General features: G+C 68.1%; 20 protein-coding genes. 11 read left to right on the forward strand and 9 right to left on the reverse strand.

Features of this window, described 5'->3' with window-relative positions:
* Window positions 1–37: 37 nt before the first annotated feature.
* Window positions 38–919, reverse strand: coding sequence for a cytochrome c (locus BGO82_RS15105; RefSeq protein WP_291306434.1), 882 nt, complete (start codon window positions 917–919; stop codon window positions 38–40).
* A 106-nt stretch (window positions 920–1,025) separates the two neighbouring features.
* Window positions 1,026–1,976, reverse strand: coding sequence for a carbohydrate kinase (locus tag BGO82_RS15110; RefSeq protein WP_291306435.1), 951 nt, complete (start codon window positions 1,974–1,976; stop codon window positions 1,026–1,028).
* Window positions 1,977–2,193: 217 nt separating this feature from the next.
* Here BGO82_RS15110 and BGO82_RS15115 point away from each other — a divergent pair, with 217 nt between their 5' ends.
* The 3 genes from BGO82_RS15115 (at window position 2,194) to BGO82_RS15125 (ending at window position 6,563) form a co-directional block, all read left to right on the forward strand.
* Window positions 2,194–4,209, forward strand: a complete 2,016-nt coding sequence (locus tag BGO82_RS15115; protein ID WP_291306436.1) for an aldo/keto reductase — start codon at window positions 2,194–2,196, stop codon at window positions 4,207–4,209.
* Window positions 4,210–4,494: 285 nt separating this feature from the next.
* The gene (locus BGO82_RS15120; RefSeq protein ID WP_291306437.1) at window positions 4,495–5,124 is read left to right on the forward strand and encodes a TRAP transporter small permease subunit; all 630 of its coding nucleotides are present in this window, start codon (window positions 4,495–4,497) and stop codon (window positions 5,122–5,124) included.
* On the forward strand, window positions 5,121–6,563 hold the full coding sequence (locus BGO82_RS15125; protein ID WP_291306438.1) for a TRAP transporter large permease subunit: 1,443 nt from the start codon (window positions 5,121–5,123) through the stop codon (window positions 6,561–6,563). The genes BGO82_RS15120 and BGO82_RS15125 overlap by 4 nt, the downstream gene beginning before the upstream one ends.
* 54 nt (window positions 6,564–6,617) lie before the next feature.
* On the opposite strand, the gene BGO82_RS15130 is transcribed toward BGO82_RS15125, so the two are convergent.
* Window positions 6,618–7,724, reverse strand: coding sequence for a TRAP transporter substrate-binding protein (locus BGO82_RS15130; RefSeq protein ID WP_291306439.1), 1,107 nt, complete (start codon window positions 7,722–7,724; stop codon window positions 6,618–6,620).
* 151 nt (window positions 7,725–7,875) lie between these two features.
* On the opposite strand from BGO82_RS15130, the gene BGO82_RS15135 reads away from it, so the two are divergent.
* From BGO82_RS15135 to BGO82_RS15145, 3 genes are read left to right on the forward strand one after another with little or no spacing between them, the layout of a single operon-like run.
* Window positions 7,876–8,274, forward strand: a complete 399-nt coding sequence (locus tag BGO82_RS15135; protein ID WP_291306440.1) for a hypothetical protein — start codon at window positions 7,876–7,878, stop codon at window positions 8,272–8,274.
* A gap of 19 nt (window positions 8,275–8,293) precedes the next feature.
* On the forward strand, window positions 8,294–8,806 hold the full coding sequence (locus BGO82_RS15140) for a sigma-70 family RNA polymerase sigma factor (RefSeq protein WP_291306441.1): 513 nt from the start codon (window positions 8,294–8,296) through the stop codon (window positions 8,804–8,806).
* Window positions 8,803–9,624: an anti-sigma factor gene (locus BGO82_RS15145; protein WP_291306442.1), complete on the forward strand. Its 822-nt coding sequence runs from the start codon at window positions 8,803–8,805 to the stop codon at window positions 9,622–9,624. Before BGO82_RS15140 ends, BGO82_RS15145 begins: the two co-directional genes overlap by 4 nt.
* 51 nt (window positions 9,625–9,675) lie before the next feature.
* Here the strand turns inward: BGO82_RS15145 and BGO82_RS15150 are convergent, their stop codons facing one another.
* The 3 genes from BGO82_RS15150 to BGO82_RS15160 form a co-directional block, all read right to left on the reverse strand.
* Window positions 9,676–10,524: a fumarylacetoacetate hydrolase family protein gene (locus BGO82_RS15150; protein ID WP_291306443.1), complete on the reverse strand. Its 849-nt coding sequence runs from the start codon at window positions 10,522–10,524 to the stop codon at window positions 9,676–9,678.
* Window positions 10,525–10,598: 74 nt separating this feature from the next.
* On the reverse strand, window positions 10,599–11,036 hold the full coding sequence (locus BGO82_RS15155) for an RbsD/FucU domain-containing protein (protein WP_291306444.1): 438 nt from the start codon (window positions 11,034–11,036) through the stop codon (window positions 10,599–10,601).
* Between the two features lie 9 nt (window positions 11,037–11,045).
* A complete protein-coding gene (locus BGO82_RS15160; protein WP_291306445.1) occupies window positions 11,046–11,789 on the reverse strand; it encodes a GntR family transcriptional regulator in 744 nt (247 codons plus the stop codon).
* Between the two features lie 66 nt (window positions 11,790–11,855).
* Between BGO82_RS15160 and BGO82_RS15165 the strand changes: the two genes are divergently transcribed.
* From BGO82_RS15165 to BGO82_RS15185, 5 genes are all read left to right on the forward strand, one after another.
* Entirely contained in the window at window positions 11,856–13,406 is a 1,551-nt protein-coding gene (locus BGO82_RS15165; RefSeq protein ID WP_291306446.1) for an altronate dehydratase family protein, read from the forward strand.
* Window positions 13,406–14,440, forward strand: a complete 1,035-nt coding sequence (locus BGO82_RS15170; RefSeq protein ID WP_291306447.1) for an aldo/keto reductase — start codon at window positions 13,406–13,408, stop codon at window positions 14,438–14,440. The genes BGO82_RS15165 and BGO82_RS15170 overlap by 1 nt, the downstream gene beginning before the upstream one ends.
* Before the next feature lie 12 nt (window positions 14,441–14,452).
* On the forward strand, window positions 14,453–14,731 hold the full coding sequence (locus BGO82_RS15175; RefSeq protein ID WP_291306448.1) for an acylphosphatase: 279 nt from the start codon (window positions 14,453–14,455) through the stop codon (window positions 14,729–14,731).
* 356 nt (window positions 14,732–15,087) lie between these two features.
* Window positions 15,088–15,528 carry a nucleoside diphosphate kinase regulator gene (rnk, locus tag BGO82_RS15180; RefSeq protein WP_291306449.1) on the forward strand — a complete coding sequence of 147 codons (441 nt, stop codon included), beginning with the start codon at window positions 15,088–15,090 and terminating at the stop codon, window positions 15,526–15,528.
* A gap of 135 nt (window positions 15,529–15,663) precedes the next feature.
* Window positions 15,664–17,136 carry an NAD-dependent succinate-semialdehyde dehydrogenase gene (locus BGO82_RS15185; RefSeq protein ID WP_291306450.1) on the forward strand — a complete coding sequence of 491 codons (1,473 nt, stop codon included), beginning with the start codon at window positions 15,664–15,666 and terminating at the stop codon, window positions 17,134–17,136.
* A 25-nt stretch (window positions 17,137–17,161) separates the two neighbouring features.
* Here BGO82_RS15185 and BGO82_RS15190 read toward each other — a convergent pair whose 3' ends face one another.
* The 3 genes from BGO82_RS15190 to BGO82_RS15200 form a co-directional block, all read right to left on the reverse strand.
* Complete coding sequence (locus BGO82_RS15190; RefSeq protein ID WP_291306451.1) at window positions 17,162–17,587, reverse strand: SET domain-containing protein-lysine N-methyltransferase; 426 nt, start codon at window positions 17,585–17,587, stop codon at window positions 17,162–17,164.
* Between the two features lie 101 nt (window positions 17,588–17,688).
* Complete coding sequence (locus BGO82_RS15195) at window positions 17,689–18,861, reverse strand: alpha-hydroxy acid oxidase (RefSeq protein ID WP_291306452.1); 1,173 nt, start codon at window positions 18,859–18,861, stop codon at window positions 17,689–17,691.
* 86 nt (window positions 18,862–18,947) lie between these two features.
* Window positions 18,948–21,344, reverse strand: a complete 2,397-nt coding sequence (locus BGO82_RS15200; RefSeq protein ID WP_291306453.1) for a heavy metal translocating P-type ATPase — start codon at window positions 21,342–21,344, stop codon at window positions 18,948–18,950.
* Between the last annotated feature and the right edge of the window lie 83 nt (window positions 21,345–21,427).

Raw genomic sequence — 21,427 nt, forward strand, 5'->3', positions numbered from 1 at the left:
GTTGTGTCGCGCTGGGCAAGAGCCATCAGTCAGGCTCCTATGACCCGCCCAGCAGATACGCCGCCACTGCCGCCCGGTCCGCGTCGGTCCAGTGCGAGGTCTCGTCCTCGATCACTTCGCCCATCGGCCCGCCCAGGCTGTCCATGTCCGGGGTGAAGGCGTCGACCAGCGCCTGCGCCAGCGACGCCGCGTCGTAGCCGTGCTTCTTGAGGTCGGCCGCGAGCAGCGACGGCGTGCGGCCGCCCGGGCTCGTCTTGTCGGGATTGCCGCTCAGCTCCGTGCCGGCGTCGAGCCCGCCCAGCGCGTTGCGCGGGCTGTGGCAACTGACGCAGTGCCCAGGCCCGAACACGATGTACCGGCCGCGATTCCACGCCTCCGATTGCGCCGCGTCGGCCACGAAGCGCTGCGGGTGGAAAAACAGATGCTTCCAGCCGGCCAGCAGCCAGCGCTGGTTGAACGGGAAGGCCACCTCGTGCGGCTTGCTCGGCGTGTCGACCGGCGTCGTCGCCTCGATCGCCGCATAGAGGTCGGCCACCTCCTGGTCGCTCATCAGCGTGTAGCTGTCATAGGGGAACGCCGGGTAGAGATGCCCCTGCGGCCCCTCCCCGTCGCTCAGCGCGCTCGCAAACTGCGCCAGCGTCCAGTTGCCGATACCGGCGCTCTTCGACGACGTGATGTTGGGCGGATAGAAGGTGCCGAACGGCGTCTTCAGGCCGGCCGTCTGCGCCCCCGCCAGCACCGCGTCCTTGGTCTTGGGGTCGGTATGGCAGGTCACGCACCCACCCAGCCGCATCAAATAGTTGCCGCGCTCGACGTCGCCCACCAGCGTCAGGTCCCGCGCCGGCCCGCGCACCGGCGTCAGCATATAGAGGCCGACGCCCGCGCCGACCACGACCACCACCGCGATGAGCCACAGCACCACCCGCATGCGCCGAACAAAGCAGAGCCGCGCGATACCGACAACCCGACAAATATTTCAGTGATCGGGGAATAATCCCGCAGCGGCTGGCCGAGCGAGAACCAAGCTATCTCGCCACCACGGCATCCACCTCGGCCCGCGTCGGCGGATTGGCGCCGACGCGGCTGCAATTGATGCCGGCGGCCACGGCGCCGAACCACAGCATCTGCTGCAACTGCTCCGGGCGCAGCGTCCCGAGCCGGCCCGCCGCCAGCGCCCCGTGGTCCCTGAGCCAGGTGAGGATGCCCGCCATCAGCGTATCGCCGGCCCCGACATTGTCGCCGCCCGGCGCCGCCGGATAGATGTCGGCGTGCACGCTGGCATTGGCGGTGAACGCCCTCGAGCCCTCGGCCCCGAGCGTCACCACCACCAGCTCGATATTGGGCCGCTCGAGCAGCGCATCGGCGTGCTGCTCGATGCTCTTGCTCGCATCGAGCGTATGCAGATCCTCTTCCGAGAGCTTCACCAGGCTCACCAGATCGAGCGACGCCAGCACCCGCTGCCGGTAGGCGTCCAAATCGGCGATCAGCGACGGCCGGAGGTTCGGGTCGGTCGACAGCAGCGCCCCGCGCCGCCTGGCCTCGCGTGCCACCTCCAGCCACACCGCCATGTCGGCCGGCTCGATGGTGCAGAAGCCGCCGATCTGGAACAGCTCCACCCGCTCCGGCAACGCCGCGATCAGCCCGTCGCGGGTGAAGGCGCGGTCGGCCTCGCGGTAGAACGCATAGCGCGGGTTGCCGCGGCCGTCGTCGGTGACCACCGCCAGCGTCGAGGGCTCGCGCACGCGCTCCCCGAGCAGCACCTTCACCCCAGCCGCGTTCAGCGGCTCGAGGATGAAATCGCCAAAACTGTCGCGGCTGATCGGGCACAGGAACCCGGCCTCGTTGCCGAGCCGCGCAAGCGCGATGGCGCAGTTCATCGGCGAGCCGCCGGCCTTGGCCACCAACTCGCGCCGGCCGTCCGGACCGACCGGCTTGCTGATGAGATCGATCAGGCTCTCGCCACCGACAACGAACATGGACGCCCCTCCGGAAACTGCCTTTGGTTACAATGCCGCCCGGCGCGATTCCAGCCGCATGTCGGCCTCGCCTGCGAAGCAGAAATCCGAAGCCGAAATCCAAAGCCAAAATCCGAAGTAAATATTTACTGAAATATTGCGCCGCCGGGCGCCCTCCGCTAACAGTGGCGCACCATCAAAGCGGCGCGACAAGCCGCGGGGCGAGGAGCACATCGACATGACGACCGACCGGAAACTGCGCTGGGGCATCATCGGGCCCGGCGGCATCGCCCAGGCCTTCCGCGACGGCGTCAAGGCGTCGAAAACCGGCGAGCTGGTCGCCATCGCCAGCCGCAATCCGCAAAAGCCCGGACTCGCCGACACCTTCCCCGGCGCCCGCATCGTCGCCGGCTACGACGCGCTGCTGCGCGACCCCGATGTCGACGCCGTCTATATCGCGACACCCCACCCCGGCCATGCGGAATGGGCCATCAAGGCAGCCGAAGCGGGCAAGCACGTTCTCGTCGAAAAGCCTCTGGCGCTGACCGCTTTCGAGGCCGACGCCATCTTCAACGCCCACGCCCGCGCCGGCACCTTCATCGGCGAAGCCTTCATGTACCGCCTGCACCCCGCGACCAGGGCGCTCGGCGACCTCGTCGCCTCCGGCGCCATCGGCGAAGTGCGCATGATCCAGTCGAGCTTCGGCTTCCAGATGCCGGCCTTCAAGCCCGAGCATCGCCTGTTCGCCAACGATCTCGCCGGCGGCGGCATCCTCGATGTCGGCTGCTACCCGGTGTCGATGTCGCGCTTCATCGCCGGCCGGGCCGTGGGCCGCCCCTTCCTCGATCCGGTCAAGGTGATGGGCACCGCGCATCTGGGCAAGGAACGCACCGACGAATGGTCGGCCGCCGTGCTGCAGTTCGACACCGGCATCGTCGCGCAGGTGAGCTGCGCCGTCTTCGTGCAGCTCGACAACGTGCTGCGCATCCACGGCGCCACCGGCCGCATCGAGGTGCCCGATTTCTGGTTCGCCGGCGGCGACCGCAGCGGCGGCCCCGGCACCATCCGCATCGTCCGCCCGGGCAAGGAGGTCGAGACCATCGAGGCCGGGCGCGGCCAGCCGCATCTTTATTCCTTCGAGGCCGACGGCGCCGCCGAAGCGATCTTCGCCGGCCGCCAGGAATTCGCCGCCCCCGGCATGAGCTGGGCCGACACCCTCGGCAATTTGCGCACCCTCGATGCCTGGCGCGCCGGCGCCGGGCTCGAATACGACCTCGAGAAATCCTCGCGCCGCACCGTCACCCTGCGCGGCACGCCCCTCGCCCGCGGCGGCAGCCGCATCGCCAAGCGCTCCATTCCTGGGCTCACGAAGCAGGCCTCGGTGGTCGCCACCGGCTTTGAGGATTTCCGCACCTTCTCGTCGGCCTCCATCCTGCTCGACGCCTTCTTCGAGGCCGGCGGCAACCTCTACGACACCGCCTATGTCTATGGCGCCGGCGCGACCGAAAAGCTGTTCGGCGAATGGCACACCAATCGCGGCGTGCGCGAGGAGGTGGTGCTGATCGGCAAGGGCGCGCATTCCCCGCTCTGCTATCCGGACGTCATCGCCAGGCAGCTCGACCAGTCGCTCGATCGCCTCAAGACCGACTATGTCGACATCTACTTCATGCACCGCGACAACCTCGACGTGCCGGTGGGCGAGTTCGTCGACGCCATGGACGCCGAGGTGAAGAAGGGCCGCATCCGCGGCATCTTCGGCGGCTCCAACTGGAGCCGCGAACGCATGCAGGAGGCGATCGACTATGCCAGGCGCACCGGCAAGCAGGCGCCCGGCGCGCTCAGCAACAATTTCGCCCTGGCCGAGATGATCAAGGCCATCTGGGCCGGCTGCATCGCCGCCTCCGACGCGCCCTACAAGGCGTGGCTTACCGAGCACCAGATCCCCAATTTCTCGTGGTCGAGCCAGGCCCGCGGCTTCTTCACCGACCGGGCTGGCCGCGACAGGCGCGACAATGCCGAGTTGGTCGACACCTGGTACTCGGAGGGCAATTTCGCCCGCCGCGACCGCGCCATCGCGCTCGGCAAGGAGCTCGGCGCCAGCCCCATCCACATCGCGCTCGCCTACGTGCTGGCGCAGCCCTTCCCGTCGATCCCGCTGATCGGGCCGCGCCGGCTGCAGGAGCTCGACGATTCCATCAAGGCGCTGTCGATCAGGCTGACGCCCGACCAGGTGAAATGGCTGGAGAACGGCTAGCATTTGGACGAACGAGATTTCTGGGTCTCGTTCGGACAGAGCGCAAGAACGGCCGGCGGTTGGACGAACGAGGCCCCTCGGTCTCGTTCGGACAGAGCGCAAGAACGGCCAGCGGTTGGACGAACGAGGCCCCTCGGTCTCGTTCGGACAGAGCGCAAGAACGGCCAGCGGTTGGACGAACGAGGCCGACGGTCTTGTTCGGACAGAGCACAAGCACTGTTGACCGGCGCGGCGAGGCATGATCGCTAGCATCCGAACTATTGGATCGTTCGGGGGGCCGGTTCCATGCCTCGTGCTTTATCGCCAGCGCCGCGCTGGCCGCTGCGTCTCGCCGGCGCCATCGACGAGCTGAACCGCCGCATCGGCCTTGTCGCCATCTGGCTGGTGCTGCTGTGTTCGCTGGTCACCGCCGCCAACGCCATCATCCGCTATTCGAGCGGCGCCCTGCTCTGGCTCGAGAGCAGGACCGGCTTCGGCGTCTTCGGCTGGCTCTACAGCCTCTACGCCAACAACTCCAACGCCCTCAGCGACAGCTCCTGGTACATGTTCGCCGCCATCGTCATGCTCGGCGGCGCCTGGACGCTCAAGGTCAACGCCCATGTGCGGGTCGACCTGATCTACGGCGCCGTCAGCGAGCGGACCCGCACCTGGATCGACCTGCTCGGCGGCCTGTTCTTCCTGGTGCCGCTCTGCCTGCTGCTGATCTGGTTCACCTGGGGCTGGGCCTGGACCTCGCTGGTCACCCAGGAGGCCTCGGCCAATGCCGGCGGCCTGCCGCAATGGCCGGCCAAGATCCTGCTGCCCGTCGGCTTCTTCATCCTGCTGCTGCAGGCCATCGCCGAGATCATCAAATGCATCCTGGCGCTCACCACCACCTATGTGCGCGAGAGCGCCTACGAGAAGCCGATCCAATGATCGATTTCGTCCGCGCCAACATGGCGCCGCTGATGTTCGGCGGCCTCGTGCTGTTCATGCTGATCGGCTATCCGGCCGCCTTCTCGCTCAGCGCCGTGGGCCTGTTCTTCGGCATCGCCGCGTTGCAGTTCCACCTGATCGAGCCGGAATTCCTCGGCAACCTCGCCTACCAGCTCTATGGCGTGCTTTCCAACGACCTGCTCCTGGCAGTTCCCTTCTTCACCCTGATGGGCGTCATCCTCGAAAAGAGCGGCCTCGCTGAGGATCTGCTCGAAGGCTTCGGCCAGTTGTTCGGCGGCATTCGCGGCGGCCTGAGCTACGCCGTGATCTTCGTGGGCGCCATCATGGGCGCCATCACCGGCACCGTCGCCGCCTCGGTGATCTCGATGGGCCTCATCTCGCTGCCGGTGATGATGCGCTATGGCTACAGCGTGCGGCACGCCACTGGCGTCATCGCCGCCTCGGGCACCATCGCCCAGCTCATCCCGCCGTCGCTGGTGCTGATCGTGCTCGCCTCGCAGCTCAGCCAGTCGGCAGGCGCCATGTATGTGGGCGCCACCGGCGCCTCGATCGTGCAGGTGCTGCTGTTCGCCGCCTGGGTGCTGGTGCTCTCGATCCTGCGCCCCAAGCTGGTGCCGGCGCTGCCGCCAGAGGCCCGCACGCTGCGCGGCCGCGCCCTCGCCGTCAAGCTCGTCCGCGGCATGGTGCCGTCGCTGGCGCTGATCTTCATCGTGCTCGGCACCATCTTTCTCGGCCTCGTCACGCCGACCGAAGCGGGCGCCATGGGCGTCGTCGGCGCCCTCGCCTTGGCCGCCTTCAACCGCCGGCTGACCTGGCCGATGCTGTGGGACGGTATGGCCGCCACCATGCGCCTCACCTCGATGGTGATCTTCATCCTTTTGGGCAGCCGAGTCTTCTCGCTGGTGTTCCAGGGCGTCGGCGGCAGCCACTGGATCGAAAGCCTTCTGGTGTCGCTGCCGGGCGGTCAGACCGGCTTTCTGCTGTTCACCATGGCCTTCATTTTCGTCATGGCGTTCTTCCTCGATTTCTTCGAGATCGCCTTCATCATCATTCCGATGCTCACTCCGGCCGCCAACACGCTGGGCATCAACATGATCTGGTTCGGCATCATGATCTGCGCCACGCTGCAGACCAGCTTCATGCACCCGCCGTTCGGCTTCGCTTTGTTCTACCTGCGCGGCATCGCCCCGCGCGACGTGCGCACCCGCGACATCTATCTGGGCGCCATCCCGTTCCTGCTGCTGCAGGTGGCGCTGGTGCTGATCCTGATCATGTTCCCACAACTGGTGACGGCGTTCCTCGAGCCGGCCAATACCACCGACCTCAACACCATCCAGATCACCCTGCCGCCCGACCAGAACGGCGATCTGAACGCCCCGCCCACCTTCGACCTGAATACCCCGCCGGCATTCAACTGAGCGCGGTGGGTGGGGGCGACTCCAGGCTCGATGCCTGTTGCCGCCCCCCTGCCTCTACAGCGCGTTGGCGCGCTGCTGCTGCATCATGAAGGCGTCGAACGGGTACTCCGACACCTGCGTCCACAAATAATAGTCCTTGCGGAACGCCTTCAGCGAGGTGAGCATCTTGCCGAAGGTCGGGCTCTTGGCGCTCATTTCGGCATAGGTGTCGTCGGTCGCCTTGAGGCAGGCGGCGAGGATCTCCGGGCTGAACGGGCGGAGCTTGGCGCCCTCGGCCACCACCGCCTTGATCGCGGTGGCGTTGACGAAGTCGTAATGCGCCGTCATGTCGAGATTGACCGCCTGCGACGCCGATTTCAGTGCCGACTGGTAGGCTGGCGGCAGCGCCTCGAACTTGGCCTTGTTGAACATGGCATGCAGGGCCGCCGAGCCTTCCCACCAGCCCGGATAATAGTAGTACGGCGCCACCTTCACGAAGCCGAGCTTCTCGTCGTCATACGGGCCCACCCATTCGGCCGCGTCGATCGTGCCCTTCTCCAGCGCCTCGTAGATCTGTCCGCCCGGCTGGCTCTGCGGGATCACGCCCAGCTTCTGCATGATGGCGCCGGCAAAGCCGCCCATGCGGAATTTGAGGCCCTCGAAATCGGCGACCGTGTTGATCTCCTTGCGGAACCAGCCGCCCATCTGCGCCCCGGTATTGCCCGCCGGGAACGCCGTGATGCCCTGCGCCGCGAAAAACTCGTCGCAGATCTCGTTGCCGCCGCCATAGTAGAACCAGGCGTTCATGCCGCGGGCGTTGAGGCCGAACGGCATCGTCGTCGGCAACTGCCAGGCCGGGTCCTTGCCCCAGTAGTAATACGACGCCGTGTGCGCCGCCTCGATCGAGCCCGACATCACCGCATCGGCGATCTGCGCCGGCGGCACGATCTCGCCCGCCGCGAACACGTCGATGACGAAATTGCCGTCGGTCGCGTCCGACACGTATTTGCTGAGCAGCTTGGCCGCCCCGAACAGCGTGTCCAGCGAGTTCGGGAACGCCGAGCTCATGCGCCAGTTCACCTTGGGCGTCGACTGCGCGATGGCCGGCATCGGCAGTGCCGACGCCACGATGCTGCCCACTCCGGCGGCGCTCGCCGCCCCGAAGAATTGCCGTCTCTTCATAAAAGTCCTCCCGTCAACAGGACCCCGACACAAGCAAAACGGCAACCGCCCCGCAAGAATCTTTAGCATCATAAGGAATAAGATCGGAGGCCGATTGTTTTGATCGATGAGCGCTGCCCACCGGCACGCCATTCTCCAAAGGGAGTCCGACATGAAACTGAGCTCTGTGCTTCTGGGCGCGGCCGCCATCGGCCTGCTCTCGACCTCCTTCGCGCTGGCCGACGATTACCTGGGCGGCGCGGTCAAGTCCGCCAGCGTCGGCGGCAAGGAAATCCTCACCGATTCCAAGGGCATGACCCTCTATATCTGGGACAAGGACGCCGTCGGCGTGTCCAATTGCTACGACAAATGCGCCACCGCCTGGCCGCCGGTGCTGGTCGATGCCTCGACCGCCGTCAGCGGCGATTTCACCCTCGTCGACCGCAAGGACAGCGACAAGAAGATCGTCGCCTACAAGGGCTGGCCGCTCTATCTGTGGGTCAAGGACACCAAGCCGGGCGACACCACCGGCGACGGCGTCGGCGGCACCTGGCACACTGCCGTCGAGTAGCAGCCGGCAGCATTCCCCCGTGTCCCAGCAGTTCCTGGACGAGATCGAGCTCTGCGTGCCGGCGCTCCGCCGCTATGCGCGGGCGCTCACGCGCAACGCCGACCGCGCCGACGACCTCGTCCAGGACTGCCTCGAGCGGGCCATCCGCAAGCAGGCGCTGTGGAAGCCGACCGGGCCGCTCAAGGCCTGGCTGTTCCGCATCCTGCTCAATCTCTACCGCAACGAATTGCGCGTCGTGCGCCGCCGCGGCGAGCACCTGGCGGTGGAGGCCCTGGTGGCCGAGCCGGCCGTCGCCCCGGCGCAGCCCGGCCGCATCGCCCTGGCCGAGATGGCGCGCGCCATCGAAACCCTCGCGGCCGAGCAGCGCGAGGCGCTGCTGCTCGTCGTGCTCGAGGGCATGAGCTACGCCGAGGCCGCCACGGCGCTCGGCATTCCGATCGGAACATTGATGTCGCGCCTCGGGCGCGCCAGGGCCGCGCTGCGGACCGCGACCGGCGGTGCCGAGGAGCCCAGACTGAGGACTGTGAAATGACCGGCGCGCCGTTCGAGATCGATACCGATGCGCTGCACGCCTATGTCGACGGGCAGTTGCCGGCCGAACGGCGCGCCGCGGTGGAAACCTGGCTCGCCGCGCACCCCGACGCCGCCGCGCTCGTCGCCCAGTGGACGCGCCAGAACGAGGCGCTGGGGGCGCTGTTTCCGCCGGTGCAGCAGGACCCCGTGCCGGCCCGCCTCAACCCGCAGCGCATTGCCGAGCGCGTCCGCACCGGCCGGCTCGAGGCGCTGCGCAACATCGCCGCCGTGCTGGTCGTCGTCGCCGTCGCCGGCAGCCTCGGCTGGTATTTGCGCGGCGTGTTCTGGCAGGAGGAGCCGGTCTATGAGCGGCTGATCGACAACGCCGTCATCGCCCACGCCCTCTACGTCAAGGAAAAGACCCACGCCGTCGAGGCGGCGGCGGATTCGCCCAACCTCATGCGCTGGCTCTCCAACCGCATTTCGAGCCCGATCGACGCGCCCGACCTCGCGGCGCAGGGCTATACCTTCCTCGGCGGCCGCCTGCTGCCGGGCGAGGCCGGCGAGGCGGCGCACGGCCCGGCGGCGCAACTGATGTACGAGAACGCCGCCGCCGAGCGGCTGACGCTCTACATCACCGGCCCGCTGCCCGACAAAAAGGAAGTGTGGAAGCTCGAGAGCCGCCGCGGCGTCGACGCCTATTACTGGGCCAACGACGCGGTGACCTGCACCATCGTCGCGAGCCTGCCGGAAACCGACATCCGCACCCTGGGCAAGACCATCTTCGAGCAGCTCGCGCGCAAGGCCGACTCCACCTGGAATCCGAGCGCCGGCTGAGATCGCCGGATGCCGGCGGGCTCCTCGCCCGCCGGCCACTGGAACGCCGTATCAGGCGTAGGCGACGGTGCGCTGCGTCTGCTCGCCCAGCCCGTCGATGCCCAGATGCATCGTCTGGCCCGGGCGCAGGAACACCGAGCTCGGCTTGACGCCTTCGCCGACGCCCGGCGGGGTGCCGGTGGAGATGACGTCGCCGGGCTGCAGCGACATGAACTGGCTGATGTAGCTGACCAGGGTCCGGACCCCGAAGATCATCGTCTTGGTGGAGCCGTTCTGGTAGCGGTGTCCGTCGACCTCGAGCCACATCTTGAGGTTCTGCGGATCGGGCACCTCGTCGGCGGTGACCAGCCACGGGCCGAGCGGGCCGAACGTGTCGGCCGACTTGCCCTTCACCCACTGCCCGCCGCGGTCCTTCTGGAAGGCGCGCTCGCTGAGGTCGTTGATGACGCAATAGCCGGCGACGTGGCTCAGCGCGTCCTTCTCCTCGACGTAGCGCGCCTCCTTGCCGATGACGACGCCGAGCTCGACTTCCCAGTCGGCCTTGGTCGAGTTCTTGGGGATCACCACGGTGTCGTTGGGGCCGATGATGGCGCTGGTCGCCTTCATGAACAGAATCGGCTCGGACGGCACCGGCAGGTTGGATTCGGCGGCATGGTCGGCGTAGTTGAGGCCGACGCAGATGAACTTGCCGACATTGCCGACGCAGGGCCCGATGCGCAGCTTGCCGTCGAGCACCGGCAGCTTCGTCGGATCGGCGGCCTTGATTTTCGCGAGGCCGGCGGCGTCGATGGTCTTGCCGGTGATGTCGGGGACCACCGCGCTCAAATCGCGATAGGTTCCGTCGGAATGCAGCAGGGCCGGCTTTTCGGCGCCCTTGTCGCCCACGCGCAGCAGTTTCATCGGTCGGTCTCCGTGTCCTTGATTTTGGCGGTCTGTAGCGGCCCGTGCGCCCGAAGGCGAGGGCGGGTTTGAGGTTATGGGTTCGGCGGGCGGATCACGCCCTTCTTGAGGATGATGTTGCCGTAGAGGCGCTGCTCGCCCGTCTGCACGATGGCGTAGCCGGCATTGGCGCGGCGGTAGAAGGCGAAGCGCTCGAGCGAGGCGAGTTCCACCTCGGGCTCGAAGCGGCCAACGATGCGCTCATAGGCGTCGACGATCGGCGGGCGCTCCTCGGCATCGCCCACCACCTGCATCACCACCGCCGGATCGGGGACGAAATCGTCGAGCGGCATCAGCGTCAGGATCGCCTCGAGCAGATCGGTGCCGCTGTGGCCGTCGGCGCGGATCAGCCGCGGACCGGCGCCGGCCCCGGGATAATTGCCGTCGACGATGGTGATCTCGTCGCCATGGCCCATCGATTGCAGCGCGTGCAGCAGATCGGGGCCGAGAATGTGCGGAATGCCCTTGAGCATGAAAGTCCCTCAGTCGAATGGCAGGTCGGCGGCGGCGAGGCGGTCGCCGTCGGCGAACAGCTCCGGCGTCTTCTGGGCGAAGGCGAGCAGCTCGCCCGTCACCTTGTCGATATGGGCGCGCATGGCGGCGGCGGCCCGGTCGGGATCGCCCTGGGCGATGGCGTCGGCGATCGCCTTGTGCTCGGCATGGGTGTTGGTGAGCCGGCGCGGGTCGAGGATCAGCAGCCGCGCGCGGTCGAGATTGGCCCGGGCATTGTCGATCACCGATTTGATGCGCGGAAAGCGCAGCGCCTCGAACAGGATTTCGTGGAATTCGAGGTCGTGGTGGTGGAACGTCTCGCGCTCGCCCTTGCGCGCGGCGCGCGCCTGCTCGGCGAGGTTGGCCTCGAGCTCGCGCAGCAGGTCGGGCGTGGCGCGGGCGACGAGCAGGCGCACCGCCTCGCTCTCCAGCGCCTTGCGGATCAGCATGTATTCGACCACGTCGCCGATGCGCACGCGGCTCACCATCGAGCCGCGCTGCGGCATGATCTCGACCAGCCCCTCCGACTGCAGCCGCGCCAGCGCCTCCGACACCGGAAAGCGCGACACCCCGAGGCGCTCGCAGATCAGCCCCTTGTCGAGGATCTCGCCGGGCTTGAGCTCGAGCGTGACGATCGCGCGGCGCAATTGCTCGGTGACCGAGGCGGTGACGCCGCCGCGCTGCGGCGTGGCCGCCTTCACCAGAAATTTGTAGGGGATTTCCGCCACCGTCATGCTAACATGTTAGTTGCATCAGGCCAGCCGATCAACCGGCTGCGCCGCACTATCGCGAGATTGCCGATGTCCGAAGTCATGTCCCGCCCGTCCGCCAGGACGCTGCTGCTCAATCCGGCCGACAACGTCGCGGTGGCGCTGAGCAATCTCGACGTCGGGGTGGCGACGCCGCAGGGGGTGACCACCACCAAGCGCGTGCCGCGCGGGCACAAATTCACCGTGCGGCCGGTCAGGGCCGGCGAGGCGATCGTCAAGTTCGGCCAGATCATCGGCTTCGCCAAGGCCGACCTGCCGGCGGGCGAATGGGTGCACGAGCACAATTGCGGCATCGGCGAGGAGCACGGGGCGTTCAACCGCGACTATGCATTCTCCGAAGGCGTGACCCCGGTCGAGTTCTTCACCGGCCCGCAGCAGGCGACGTTCCAGGGCTACCGCCGCTCGAACGGCAGCGTCGGGACGCGCAACTATGTCGGCATCCTGACCTCGGTGAACTGCTCGACCACGGTGGCCGGGTTCATCGCGCGCGAGGTCGAGCGCTCGGGCATCCTCGACGACTATCCCAACATCGACGGCATCGTGGCGCTGAAGCAGGCCAATGGCTGCATCATCGACTATCGCGGCGTGATCTTCGACACGCTGAAAAAGACCACCTGGGGCTATGCCACCAATCCCAACATGGGCGGCGTGATCATGGTCGGGCTCGGCTGCGAGGGCTTCCAGATTCCCAAGCTCAAGGAAGCCTACGGCGTCACCGAGAACGACACCTTCCGCACCATGACCATCCAGGAGGTGGGCGGCACCAAAAAGACGGTGGAGGCCGGGGTCGAGGCGGTGCGGGCGATGCTCCCGATCGTCAACGCCGTGCAGCGCGAAACCGCGCCGGCGAGCGAATTGATGCTGGCGCTGCAATGCGGCGGCTCGGACGGCTATTCCGGCATCACCGCCAATCCGGCGCTCGGCTACGCCGCCGATTTGCTGGTCCGGCACGGCGGCACCGCCATCCTCAGCGAAACGCCGGAGATCTACGGCGCCGAGCACCTGCTGACGCGGCGGGCGCGGACCCCGGACGTGGGCCAGAAGCTGGTCGACATCATCCACTGGTGGGAGGACTACACCAGGCGGAACAACATGGAGCTCAACAACAACCCCTCGCCGGGCAACAAGCTGGGCGGGCTGACGACCATCCTCGAGAAATCGCTGGGCGCGGCGGCCAAGGGCGGCACCACGCCGCTCAACGCCGTCTATCATTACGCCGACCCGGTGACCGAGAAGGGCTTCGTGTTCATGGACACGCCCGGCTACGACCCGGTGTCGGCGACCGGCCAGGTGGCGGGAGGCGCCAATGTGCTCGCCTTCACCACCGGGCGCGGCTCGGCCTATGGCTGCAAGCCCACGCCCTCGATCAAGATCGCCACCAATTCCGAAATGTACCACAAGATGATCGACGACATGGACATCAACGGCGGCGAGGTGGTGGAAGGCTCCTCGCTCGAGGAAAAGGGACAGGAGATCTTCGACATGATCCTGCGCGTCGCCTCGGGCGAAAAGACCAAGTCGGAGCTTCTGGGCTACGGCGACAACGAATTCGTCCCTTGGCACATTGGAGCGACGGTCTGATGCAGCTGCGGCGATTGGGAAACAGCGGCGCCATCGTCAGCGCCTGGTGCCTGGGCACCATGACCTTCGGCAACGAGGCGGACGAGGCGACCTCGTTCGCGCTGATGGATCTCTACGCCAAGGCGGGCGGCAATTTCATCGACACCGCCGACGTCTATTCCGACGGCGCGTCGGAAGCGATCGTCGGACGCTGGCTGCAGGCGCGGCCGACCGAGGCGAGGCAGATGCTGGTCGCCACCAAAGGGCGCTTTCCGACCGGCAGCGGCCCCAACGATATCGGGCTCAGCCGCCGCCATCTGGGCATGGCGCTCGACGCTTCGCTGCGGCGGCTCGGGGTTGAGCATATCGACCTCTACCAGATGCACGCCTGGGACGGGCTGACGCCGCTCGAGGAGACGCTGCGCTTCCTCGACGATGCCGTCCGCGCCGGCAAGATCGGCTATTACGGCTTTTCCAACTATCTCGGCTGGCAGGTGACCAAGGCGGTGCAGATCGCCAAATTCATGGGCTATGCGCCGCCGGTGACGCTGCAGCCGCACTACAATCTGATCGTGCGCGACATCGAGTTCGAGATCGTGCCCGCCTGCCTCGATGCCAATATGGGGCTGCTGCCCTGGTCGCCGCTCGGCGGTGGCTGGCTGACCGGCAAGTACCGGCGCGACACCACCCCCACCGGCGCCACGCGGCTCGGCGAGAATCCCAATCGCGGGCAGGAATCCTACGCGCAGCGCAACGCGTCGGAACGCGTCTGGGGCATCATCGCCGCGCTCGAAACGGTGGCCGGCGCTCGCGGCGTCAGCATGGCGGAGGTGGCGCTGGCCTGGGTCTGCGGCCGGCCGGCGGTGACGTCGGTGATCCTGGGCGCGCGCACCCCCGAGCAACTGGCGCAGAACCTCAAGGCCGACGGGCTGCAGCTTGCCCCCGAGGAGGTGGCGAAGCTCGACGCGGCGAGCGCCCCGGTGATGGGCGACTATCCCTACGGGCCGGGCGGCAGCAAGCAGCGCACGCGGCCGCTCGCCGGCGGGCGGGCCTGACCCCGTGAGCCGATGACGCGCACGCTGCAGGTTCGCATCACCGGGCTGGTGCAGGGCGTCGGCTATCGCGCCTGGACCGAGCAGGCGGCGCGGCAGCGTAAGCTCAGCGGCTGGGTGCGCAACCGCCGCGACGGCAGCGTCGAGGCGCTGATCTCCGGGCCCGACGACAAGGTAGCCGAGATGCTGGGCTATTTCTGGCAGGGTCCCACGGCCTCGCGCGTGGCGCGGGTGGACGCCGAGCCCGCCGGCGCCCCGATGCAACTGGGCTTCCGCACCCTGCCGACCGCCTGAAGAGTGCCATGGCGCTCTGGACGATCGGCCGCAAGAGCGTCCGATCGTCCAACCGGTGGATGTGTTTGTGCTCTGGACGATCGGCCGCGAGAGCGCCCGATCGTCCAACCGCCTGGGGCGCTTGCAATCGCCGGGCAAATGCCTAACTTGTTTGGTATGACCACGATGCGCTCAATGCTGACGACATCGCCGCGCCTCCGGGAGTTTCCCGTGGAAGGCCAGCGGCCCTAAGCCCGTGCGCTCCGGCGTCCGGCGGGCTTAGGGCGACCTTGGTCGTTTCGCGAACGACGCCGATCCATCCTCATTTGCAATCTATGGCCGCCGGGAGCCCTCCCGCGACGGCCCGGAGACATGTCATGACCGCCGTCCCCCTGTGGCTTTCGCCCAGCATCACGCTCGCCAAGAGCGACCACCAGAAGCTGTCCTACCTGGCGCTTGCCGGTCCCGGCAGCAACGACCCCGAGGCCGCCGACGATCTGCTGCACGAGATCGACCGCGCCAGCATCGTCGACGATGCGAGCCTGCCCGTCGACGTGGTGCGCATGGGCTCGCTGGTGCGCTTCCGCACCGGGCGCGACGAGCGCACCGTGCTCCTGGTCTATCCGGCCGACGCCGATATCGCCTCGGCCCGCATCTCGGTGCTGACGCCGATCGGCGCGGCGCTGATCGGGCTGCGCGTCGGCCAGTCGATCAGCTTCCGCACCCGCGACGGCCGGCCGCAGATGCTGACGGTGCTGCGCGTGCTGCCGCCCCCCACCGGCGACGACGGCAACGACGATGGGCCGCGCGCGGCCTGACGTCGGCGCGATGCCGGGGCGACATGCCTCGCCGGCCGGAACTGCCGGCGGGGCCGATGCTGCATGGCGGAACCGATGGCGCGGCGCTTGCCTTTTGCCGTGCGTGGGTCTTTGGGGAAGCAAAGGAGACCCGCCATGCCGCTCACCGACGCCCTCACCAAGCACCTTACGGTCAAGGATCTGATCCCCGCCGCCGGCTATGTCGCCGGCGCCTGGCTGGACCGGGCCGACAGCGGCAGGACGTTCGAGGTGCGCAACCCCTCGACCGGCGACGTGCTGGCGGTGCTGCCCGACATGGGCGTGGCCGAGGCGCGGCGGGCCATTGCCGCGGCCGCGGCGGTGCAGGCCGAATGGGCGGCACGGACCGGCAAGGCGCGGGCCGCGGTGCTGCGCCGGCTGTTCGAGCTGATGCTGGAGCATCAGGACGACCTCGCCGCGATCATGACCGCCGAACAGGGCAAGCCGCTCGCCGAAGCCAGGGGCGAGATCGCCTATGGCGCCGCCTATGTCGAATGGTTCGGCGAGGAGGCCAAGCGCGTCTATGGCGACACCATCCCCGGCCACCAGGAGGACAAGCGCATCATCGTCCTCAAGCAGCCGGTGGGCGTGGTGGCGACGATCACGCCGTGGAACTTTCCCAATTCGATGCTGGCGCGCAAGATGGCACCGGCGCTCGCGGCAGGCTGCGCCGTGGTGAGCAAGCCGGCCGCCGAAACGCCGCTCAGCGCCATCGCGCTGGCAAAGCTCGCCGAGCGTGCCGGCCTGCCCGCCGGGCTGTTCAACCTCGTGATCGGCACCGACGCGGCGGCGATCGGACAGGAATTCTGTTCCAATCCCGGCGTGCGCAAGCTGAGCTTCACCGGCTCGACCGCCATCGGCAAGGTGCTGATGCGGCAGGCCGCCGACCAGGTGCTGCGCCTCAGCCTCGAGCTCGGCGGCAACGCGCCGTTCATCGTGTTCGACGACGCCGACCTCGATGCGGCGGTGGAGGGCGCGCTGGTCAGCAAATACCGCAACAACGGCCAGACCTGCGTCTGCGCCAACCGCCTCTACGTGCAGGCCGGCATCTATGACGCCTTCGCCGAAAAGCTGGTGGCGGCGACCAACACGCTGAAGCCCGGCGACGGCTTTGCCGCCGGGGTCAACACCGGGCCGCTGATCAGCCGCAAGGCCATGGACAAGGTGGAGCGGCATATCGCCGACGCCACCGCCAAGGGCGCGACGGTGCTGCTCGGCGGGCGGCCGAAAGACGGGCTGTTCTTCGAGCCCACGGTGCTGGGCGGCGCCACCGCCGACATGGCGCTGGCGCACGAGGAGACCTTCGGCCCGGTGGCGCCGCTGTTCAAATTCGACACGGTGGACGACGCCATCGCCCTCGCCAACGCCACCGAATTCGGCCTCGCCTCGTATTTCTATGCACGCGATCTGAGCCGGGTGTTCAAGGTGGCCGAGGCGCTCGAGACCGGCATGGTGGGCATCAACACCGGTCTGATCTCGACCGAGCTGGCGCCGTTCGGCGGCGTCAAGCAATCGGGCTTCGGCCGCGAGGGCAGCAAATACGGCATCGAGGACTACCTCGAGGTGAAGTATCTGTGCCTCGGGGTGTGACGCGGCGGCAGGCTGCGGCGCGCCGTTACTCCGCGACCTCGAACCAGGGGTCGATGCCGTAGTTCCAGGTGAGCTCGGCGCCGGCCTCGATGTTGCGGATGGCGTAGATGCACAGCACCTCGCCCTCGAGGTCGGCCTCGATCTTGCAATTGGGCGTGTCGGAATGGTTGAGCAGGCCGGCGAAGCCGAGCGGGAAGGCCTGCACGTGGGGCGGCTTCTCCCAGGCGAAGGGATAGTGGCTGAGCACGGTCGAGCGGTCCAGCCGGTCGCCCTTCTTCATCGGGATCACGGGCGACGCCTCGACCAGCTTGCCGCGCCGGATCGGGCGGGTGGTGATGACACCGCGGCCCTTGCCCTTGATGGGCACCAGCTTCAACAGGCCGGCTTCCGGCAGGACGATCTTGGCGGGTTTGTCGATCTTGGCGGGCTTGTCGGTCTTGGCGGCGGGCATGAAGGCTCTGCGGTGGAACAATGCGCGCCCTCATACATGAGCGATGGGGCCACCGCCAAGCGCCCGCGGCGCGATATCCCGTGCCGCGATGCGCCGCCGCCTCAATAGCCCTGCCGGCGCTCGAGATCGTTGGCATAGACGTTGTGCGCGCCGATGTTGCGAACGTCGCGCTCGCCCATCAGCGCCATGGTGATATCCATCTCCTCGCGCATGATGGTGAGCGCCCGCGTGACGCCGGCCTCGCCGCCGGCGCCGAGGCCGTAGACCATGGCGCGGCCGATGAAGGTTCCTTTGGCGCCGAGCGCCAGCGCCTTCAGCACGTCCTGGCCCGAGCGCACGCCGCCATCCATGAACACTTCGATCTGGCTGCCCACGGCATCGACGATCGAAGGCAGCACCCGGATCGACGACGGCGCGCCGTCGAGCTGCCGGCCGCCATGGTTGGACACGATGATGCCGTCGGCGCCGTTGGCCACAGCCAGCCGCGCGTCCTCGGCGTCGAGCACGCCCTTGACCAGCACCGGCCCGCCGAAGCGCTCCTTGATCCAGCGCACGTCGGTCCAGTTGAGCTTCTGCTCGAACTGCTCGCGGCTCCAGATGGTGAGCGAGCGCAAATTGGTGGCGTCCTTCACATGGCCGGCGATGTTGCGGAAGGTGCGCCGCCTGGTGCCCAGCATGCCCAGCGCCCAGGCCGGCTTCATCGCCATCTCGGCGACGAATTTCGGCGTGAATTTCGGCGGCACCAGGAGGCCGTTGCGCACATCCTTGTGGCGCGTGCCGAGGATCTGCAGATCCATCGTCAGCACCAGCACCGGGCATTTTGCCGCCTTGGCCCGGTCGATCAGCCTCAGGATGAAGTCGCGGTCCTTCATCACATAGAGCTGGTACCAGAACGGCGCGCTGGTGTTTTCGGCGATGTCCTCGATCGAGCAGATCGCCATGGTCGACAGCGTGAACGGAATGCCGGCCTTTTCCGCCGCCTTGGCCGCCTTGATCTCGCCGTCGGCCTGCTGCATGCCGGTCGAGCCCACCGGCGCGATGCCGACCGGCATGGCCACCGGCTGCCCCATCATCGTGGTCGCCAGCGACCGGTTCGACATGTCGACCGCGACGCGCTGGCGGAAGGTGATCTTCTTGAAATCCTCCTCGTTGGCCCGATATGTCCCCTCGGTCCACGCGCCGGAATCGGCGTAGTCGAAGAACTGCCTGGGCACGCGGCGGCGGGCGAGCTGCTTCAGATCCTCGATGGTGAGCGCACGGTCGAGAGCGGACATGGACGGCCCCGGGGTTGAACAACGCCGTCCTACGCCACTGACATGTTAGGGGTCAACTAACATGTTAGTTGGGGAGTCGCTCTTTCCTACAGCTTCACCCGCCCCAGCCGCAGCGCGTTGCCGATGACGCTGACCGAGCTCAGCGCCATGGCGGCGGCGGCAAGCATGGGCGACAGCAGCCAGCCGGTGAGCGGGTACAGCACGCCGGCGGCGATGGGGATGCAGACGGCGTTGTAGCCGAAGGCGAGCCACAAATTCTGCCGGATGTTGCCGAGCGTGGCGCGGGCGAGGCGCCGGGCGCGGACGGCCCCCGAAAGGTCGCCCTTGAGCAACGTCAGCCCGGCGGATTCGATGGCGACGTCGGCGCCGGTGCCCATGGCGATGCCGACATCGGCAGCGGCCAGCGCCGGCGCGTCGTTGACGCCGTCGCCGGCGAACGCCACCACCTCGCCGGCCCGCCGCAGCCCGGCGACCAGCTCGTGCTTGCCCTCGGGCGTCATGCCGGCCTCGATGCGGCTGAGCCCCAGCGCCGCGCCCACCGCCTGCGCCGTGCCCTTGGCGTCGCCGGTGGCCATCACCACGTCGAGCCCGTCGGCGCGCAGCGTGTCGATGGCCGGCCGGGCGCTGTCCTTGACCGGGTCGGTGACGGTGACGAGCCCGATCACCCGCCCGCCTTCGGCGACGAACATGGCGGTGCGGCCCTTGCCGGCATGCTCGGCCTGGAGCGTCGCGAACGCCTCGCTCACCGGCGCGCCGGCCTCGGCCATCATGGCGGCGTTGCCGAGCGCCACCGGCGTGCCACGCAGCGTGCCGGTGACGCCCTTGCCGGTGACCGAGCGGAAGTCCTCGATCGGCAGCGGCCTGGCGTTGCGGGCCTTGGCGCCCTCGCTGATGGCGTGGGCCAGCGGATGGGCGGAACCGTGTTCCAGCGCGGCGGCGACGGCCAGCACCCAGCCCTCGTCGACGCCCTTGTCGGGCACCACCTGGCCGAGCACCGGGCGGCCCTCGGTCAAGGTGCCGGTCTTGTCGACGATCAGCGTCGTGGCACGGGCGAAGGTTTCGAGCGCCGCCGCCTCCTTGACCAGCACGCCGGCATGCGCGCCGCGGCCGGTGGCGACCATCACCGACATCGGCGTTGCGAGGCCGAGCGCACAGGGACAGGCGATGATCAGCACCGAGATGGCGGCGACCAAAGCCTCGCCCAGATCGTGCGTCGCGAGCATCCAGACGGCGAAGCTGACCAGCGCGACCACCACCACCAGCGGCACGAACCATAGGGCGACGCGGTCGGCCAGCGCCTGGATCGGCGCCCGGCTGCGCTGCGCCGCGCCGACCAGCGCCACGATCTGGCTGAGCCGGGTTTCGGCGCCGACGGCAGTGGCGCGCATGACGAAGCTGCCGGAGCCGTTGAGCGTGCCGCCGATGACGGCATCGCCCGCGGCTTTCTCCACCGGCAGCGGCTCGCCGGTGAGCATGGATTCGTCGATGTCGCTCTGCCCTTCGCTGATCTCGCCGTCGACCGGCACCGCTTCGCCGGGACGGACGCGCAGCAGGTCGCCCGCCACCACCGCGTCGAGCGGCACCTCGGTCTCGCTGCCGTCGCGCAGCCGGTGCGCGGTTTTCGGCGCGAGGTTGAGCAGCGCGCGGATCGCCTTGCCGGTGGCGTCGCGGGCGCGCAGCTCCAGCACCTGCCCGACGAACACCAGCGCGATGATCACCGCCGACGCCTCGAAGTAGAGCGGCGGTCCATCCATGGCCGAGGACATCGGGAACATCTGCGGCGCGAGCACGCCCACCAGCGAGAACAGATAGGCGGCGCCGACGCCGAGCCCGATCAGCGTCCACATATTGGGCGAACGATTGACCAGCGACGCCCAGAAGCGCTGCCAGAACGGCCAGGCGGCCCACAGCACCACCGGCGAGGCGAGCAGCAGCTCGAGCCAGCCGCGCAGCGGCAGCGCCTCGATCGGCCCGAGCCGCAGCCCGAGCATCGGCCCCATGGCGATCACCAGCAGCGGCACGCTGAACAGCACGCTGACCCACAGCCGGCGCTGGAAGTCGACGAGCTCGGGATTGGGGCCGTCGTCGAGCGTGGGCATGACCGGCTCGAGCGCCATGCCGCAGATCGGGCAGGAGCCGGGACCGTCCTGCACGATCTCGGGATGCATCGGGCAGGTGTATTGGCTGGCATTTGCGCTGGGGGCATGATCGTGCCCGATGGCTTTCTCCCTCGTCGGGGAGAAGGTGGCGGCAACCGGATGAGGGGGCCTCGCGGCCGTCCCCGAGCCCCCCGGCAGCACGAAGGGTTTCCGGTTGAGGTATTTGTCGGGGTCGGCGACGAATTTGCTGCGGCAGCCTTCCGAGCAGAAATAATAGGTCGTGCCGCGCACCTCGGCCGAGCGCGCGGTGGCCGGGTCGACCACCATCTCGCAGACCGGATCGATTGCGGTTGCGGCGGCGTGCTGAGAATGGTCGTGCGTCATTTCGGTCTCCAGGCTCGGGTCGGTCCCCTCTTGACGCGGCATATGCACCTTCCCATCATTGGAAGGTCAAGGGTTGCCTAGGA

This window comes from Devosia sp. 67-54 (assembly GCF_001899075.1).
GTDB lineage: Bacteria > Pseudomonadota > Alphaproteobacteria > Rhizobiales > Devosiaceae > Devosia_A.

What these genes read in the sequence shown, in the direction of transcription:
- BGO82_RS15150 (WP_291306443.1), bottom strand. Translation starts at nt 10,524, where the DNA reads ATGAAACTGCTGCGCGTGGGCGACAAGGGCGCCGAAAAGCCGGCCCTG.
- BGO82_RS15130 (WP_291306439.1), bottom strand. Translation starts at nt 7,724, where the DNA reads ATGAAGAGACGGCAATTCTTCGGGGCGGCGAGCGCCGCCGGAGTGGGC.
- BGO82_RS15110 (WP_291306435.1), bottom strand. Translation starts at nt 1,976, where the DNA reads ATGTTCGTTGTCGGTGGCGAGAGCCTGATCGATCTCATCAGCAAGCCG.
- BGO82_RS15190 (WP_291306451.1), bottom strand. Translation starts at nt 17,587, where the DNA reads ATGCCCGCCGCCAAGACCGACAAGCCCGCCAAGATCGACAAACCCGCC.
- BGO82_RS15170 (WP_291306447.1), top strand. Translation starts at nt 13,406, where the DNA reads ATGCAGCTGCGGCGATTGGGAAACAGCGGCGCCATCGTCAGCGCCTGG.
- BGO82_RS15125 (WP_291306438.1), top strand. Translation starts at nt 5,121, where the DNA reads ATGATCGATTTCGTCCGCGCCAACATGGCGCCGCTGATGTTCGGCGGC.
- BGO82_RS15185 (WP_291306450.1), top strand. Translation starts at nt 15,664, where the DNA reads ATGCCGCTCACCGACGCCCTCACCAAGCACCTTACGGTCAAGGATCTG.
- BGO82_RS15120 (WP_291306437.1), top strand. Translation starts at nt 4,495, where the DNA reads ATGCCTCGTGCTTTATCGCCAGCGCCGCGCTGGCCGCTGCGTCTCGCC.
- BGO82_RS15160 (WP_291306445.1), bottom strand. Translation starts at nt 11,789, where the DNA reads ATGACGGTGGCGGAAATCCCCTACAAATTTCTGGTGAAGGCGGCCACG.
- BGO82_RS15135 (WP_291306440.1), top strand. Translation starts at nt 7,876, where the DNA reads ATGAAACTGAGCTCTGTGCTTCTGGGCGCGGCCGCCATCGGCCTGCTC.
- BGO82_RS15145 (WP_291306442.1), top strand. Translation starts at nt 8,803, where the DNA reads ATGACCGGCGCGCCGTTCGAGATCGATACCGATGCGCTGCACGCCTAT.
- BGO82_RS15165 (WP_291306446.1), top strand. Translation starts at nt 11,856, where the DNA reads ATGTCCGAAGTCATGTCCCGCCCGTCCGCCAGGACGCTGCTGCTCAAT.
- BGO82_RS15155 (WP_291306444.1), bottom strand. Translation starts at nt 11,036, where the DNA reads ATGCTCAAGGGCATTCCGCACATTCTCGGCCCCGATCTGCTGCACGCG.
- BGO82_RS15195 (WP_291306452.1), bottom strand. Translation starts at nt 18,861, where the DNA reads ATGTCCGCTCTCGACCGTGCGCTCACCATCGAGGATCTGAAGCAGCTC.
- BGO82_RS15175 (WP_291306448.1), top strand. Translation starts at nt 14,453, where the DNA reads ATGACGCGCACGCTGCAGGTTCGCATCACCGGGCTGGTGCAGGGCGTC.
- BGO82_RS15200 (WP_291306453.1), bottom strand. Translation starts at nt 21,344, where the DNA reads ATGACGCACGACCATTCTCAGCACGCCGCCGCAACCGCAATCGATCCG.
- BGO82_RS15115 (WP_291306436.1), top strand. Translation starts at nt 2,194, where the DNA reads ATGACGACCGACCGGAAACTGCGCTGGGGCATCATCGGGCCCGGCGGC.
- rnk (WP_291306449.1), top strand. Translation starts at nt 15,088, where the DNA reads ATGACCGCCGTCCCCCTGTGGCTTTCGCCCAGCATCACGCTCGCCAAG.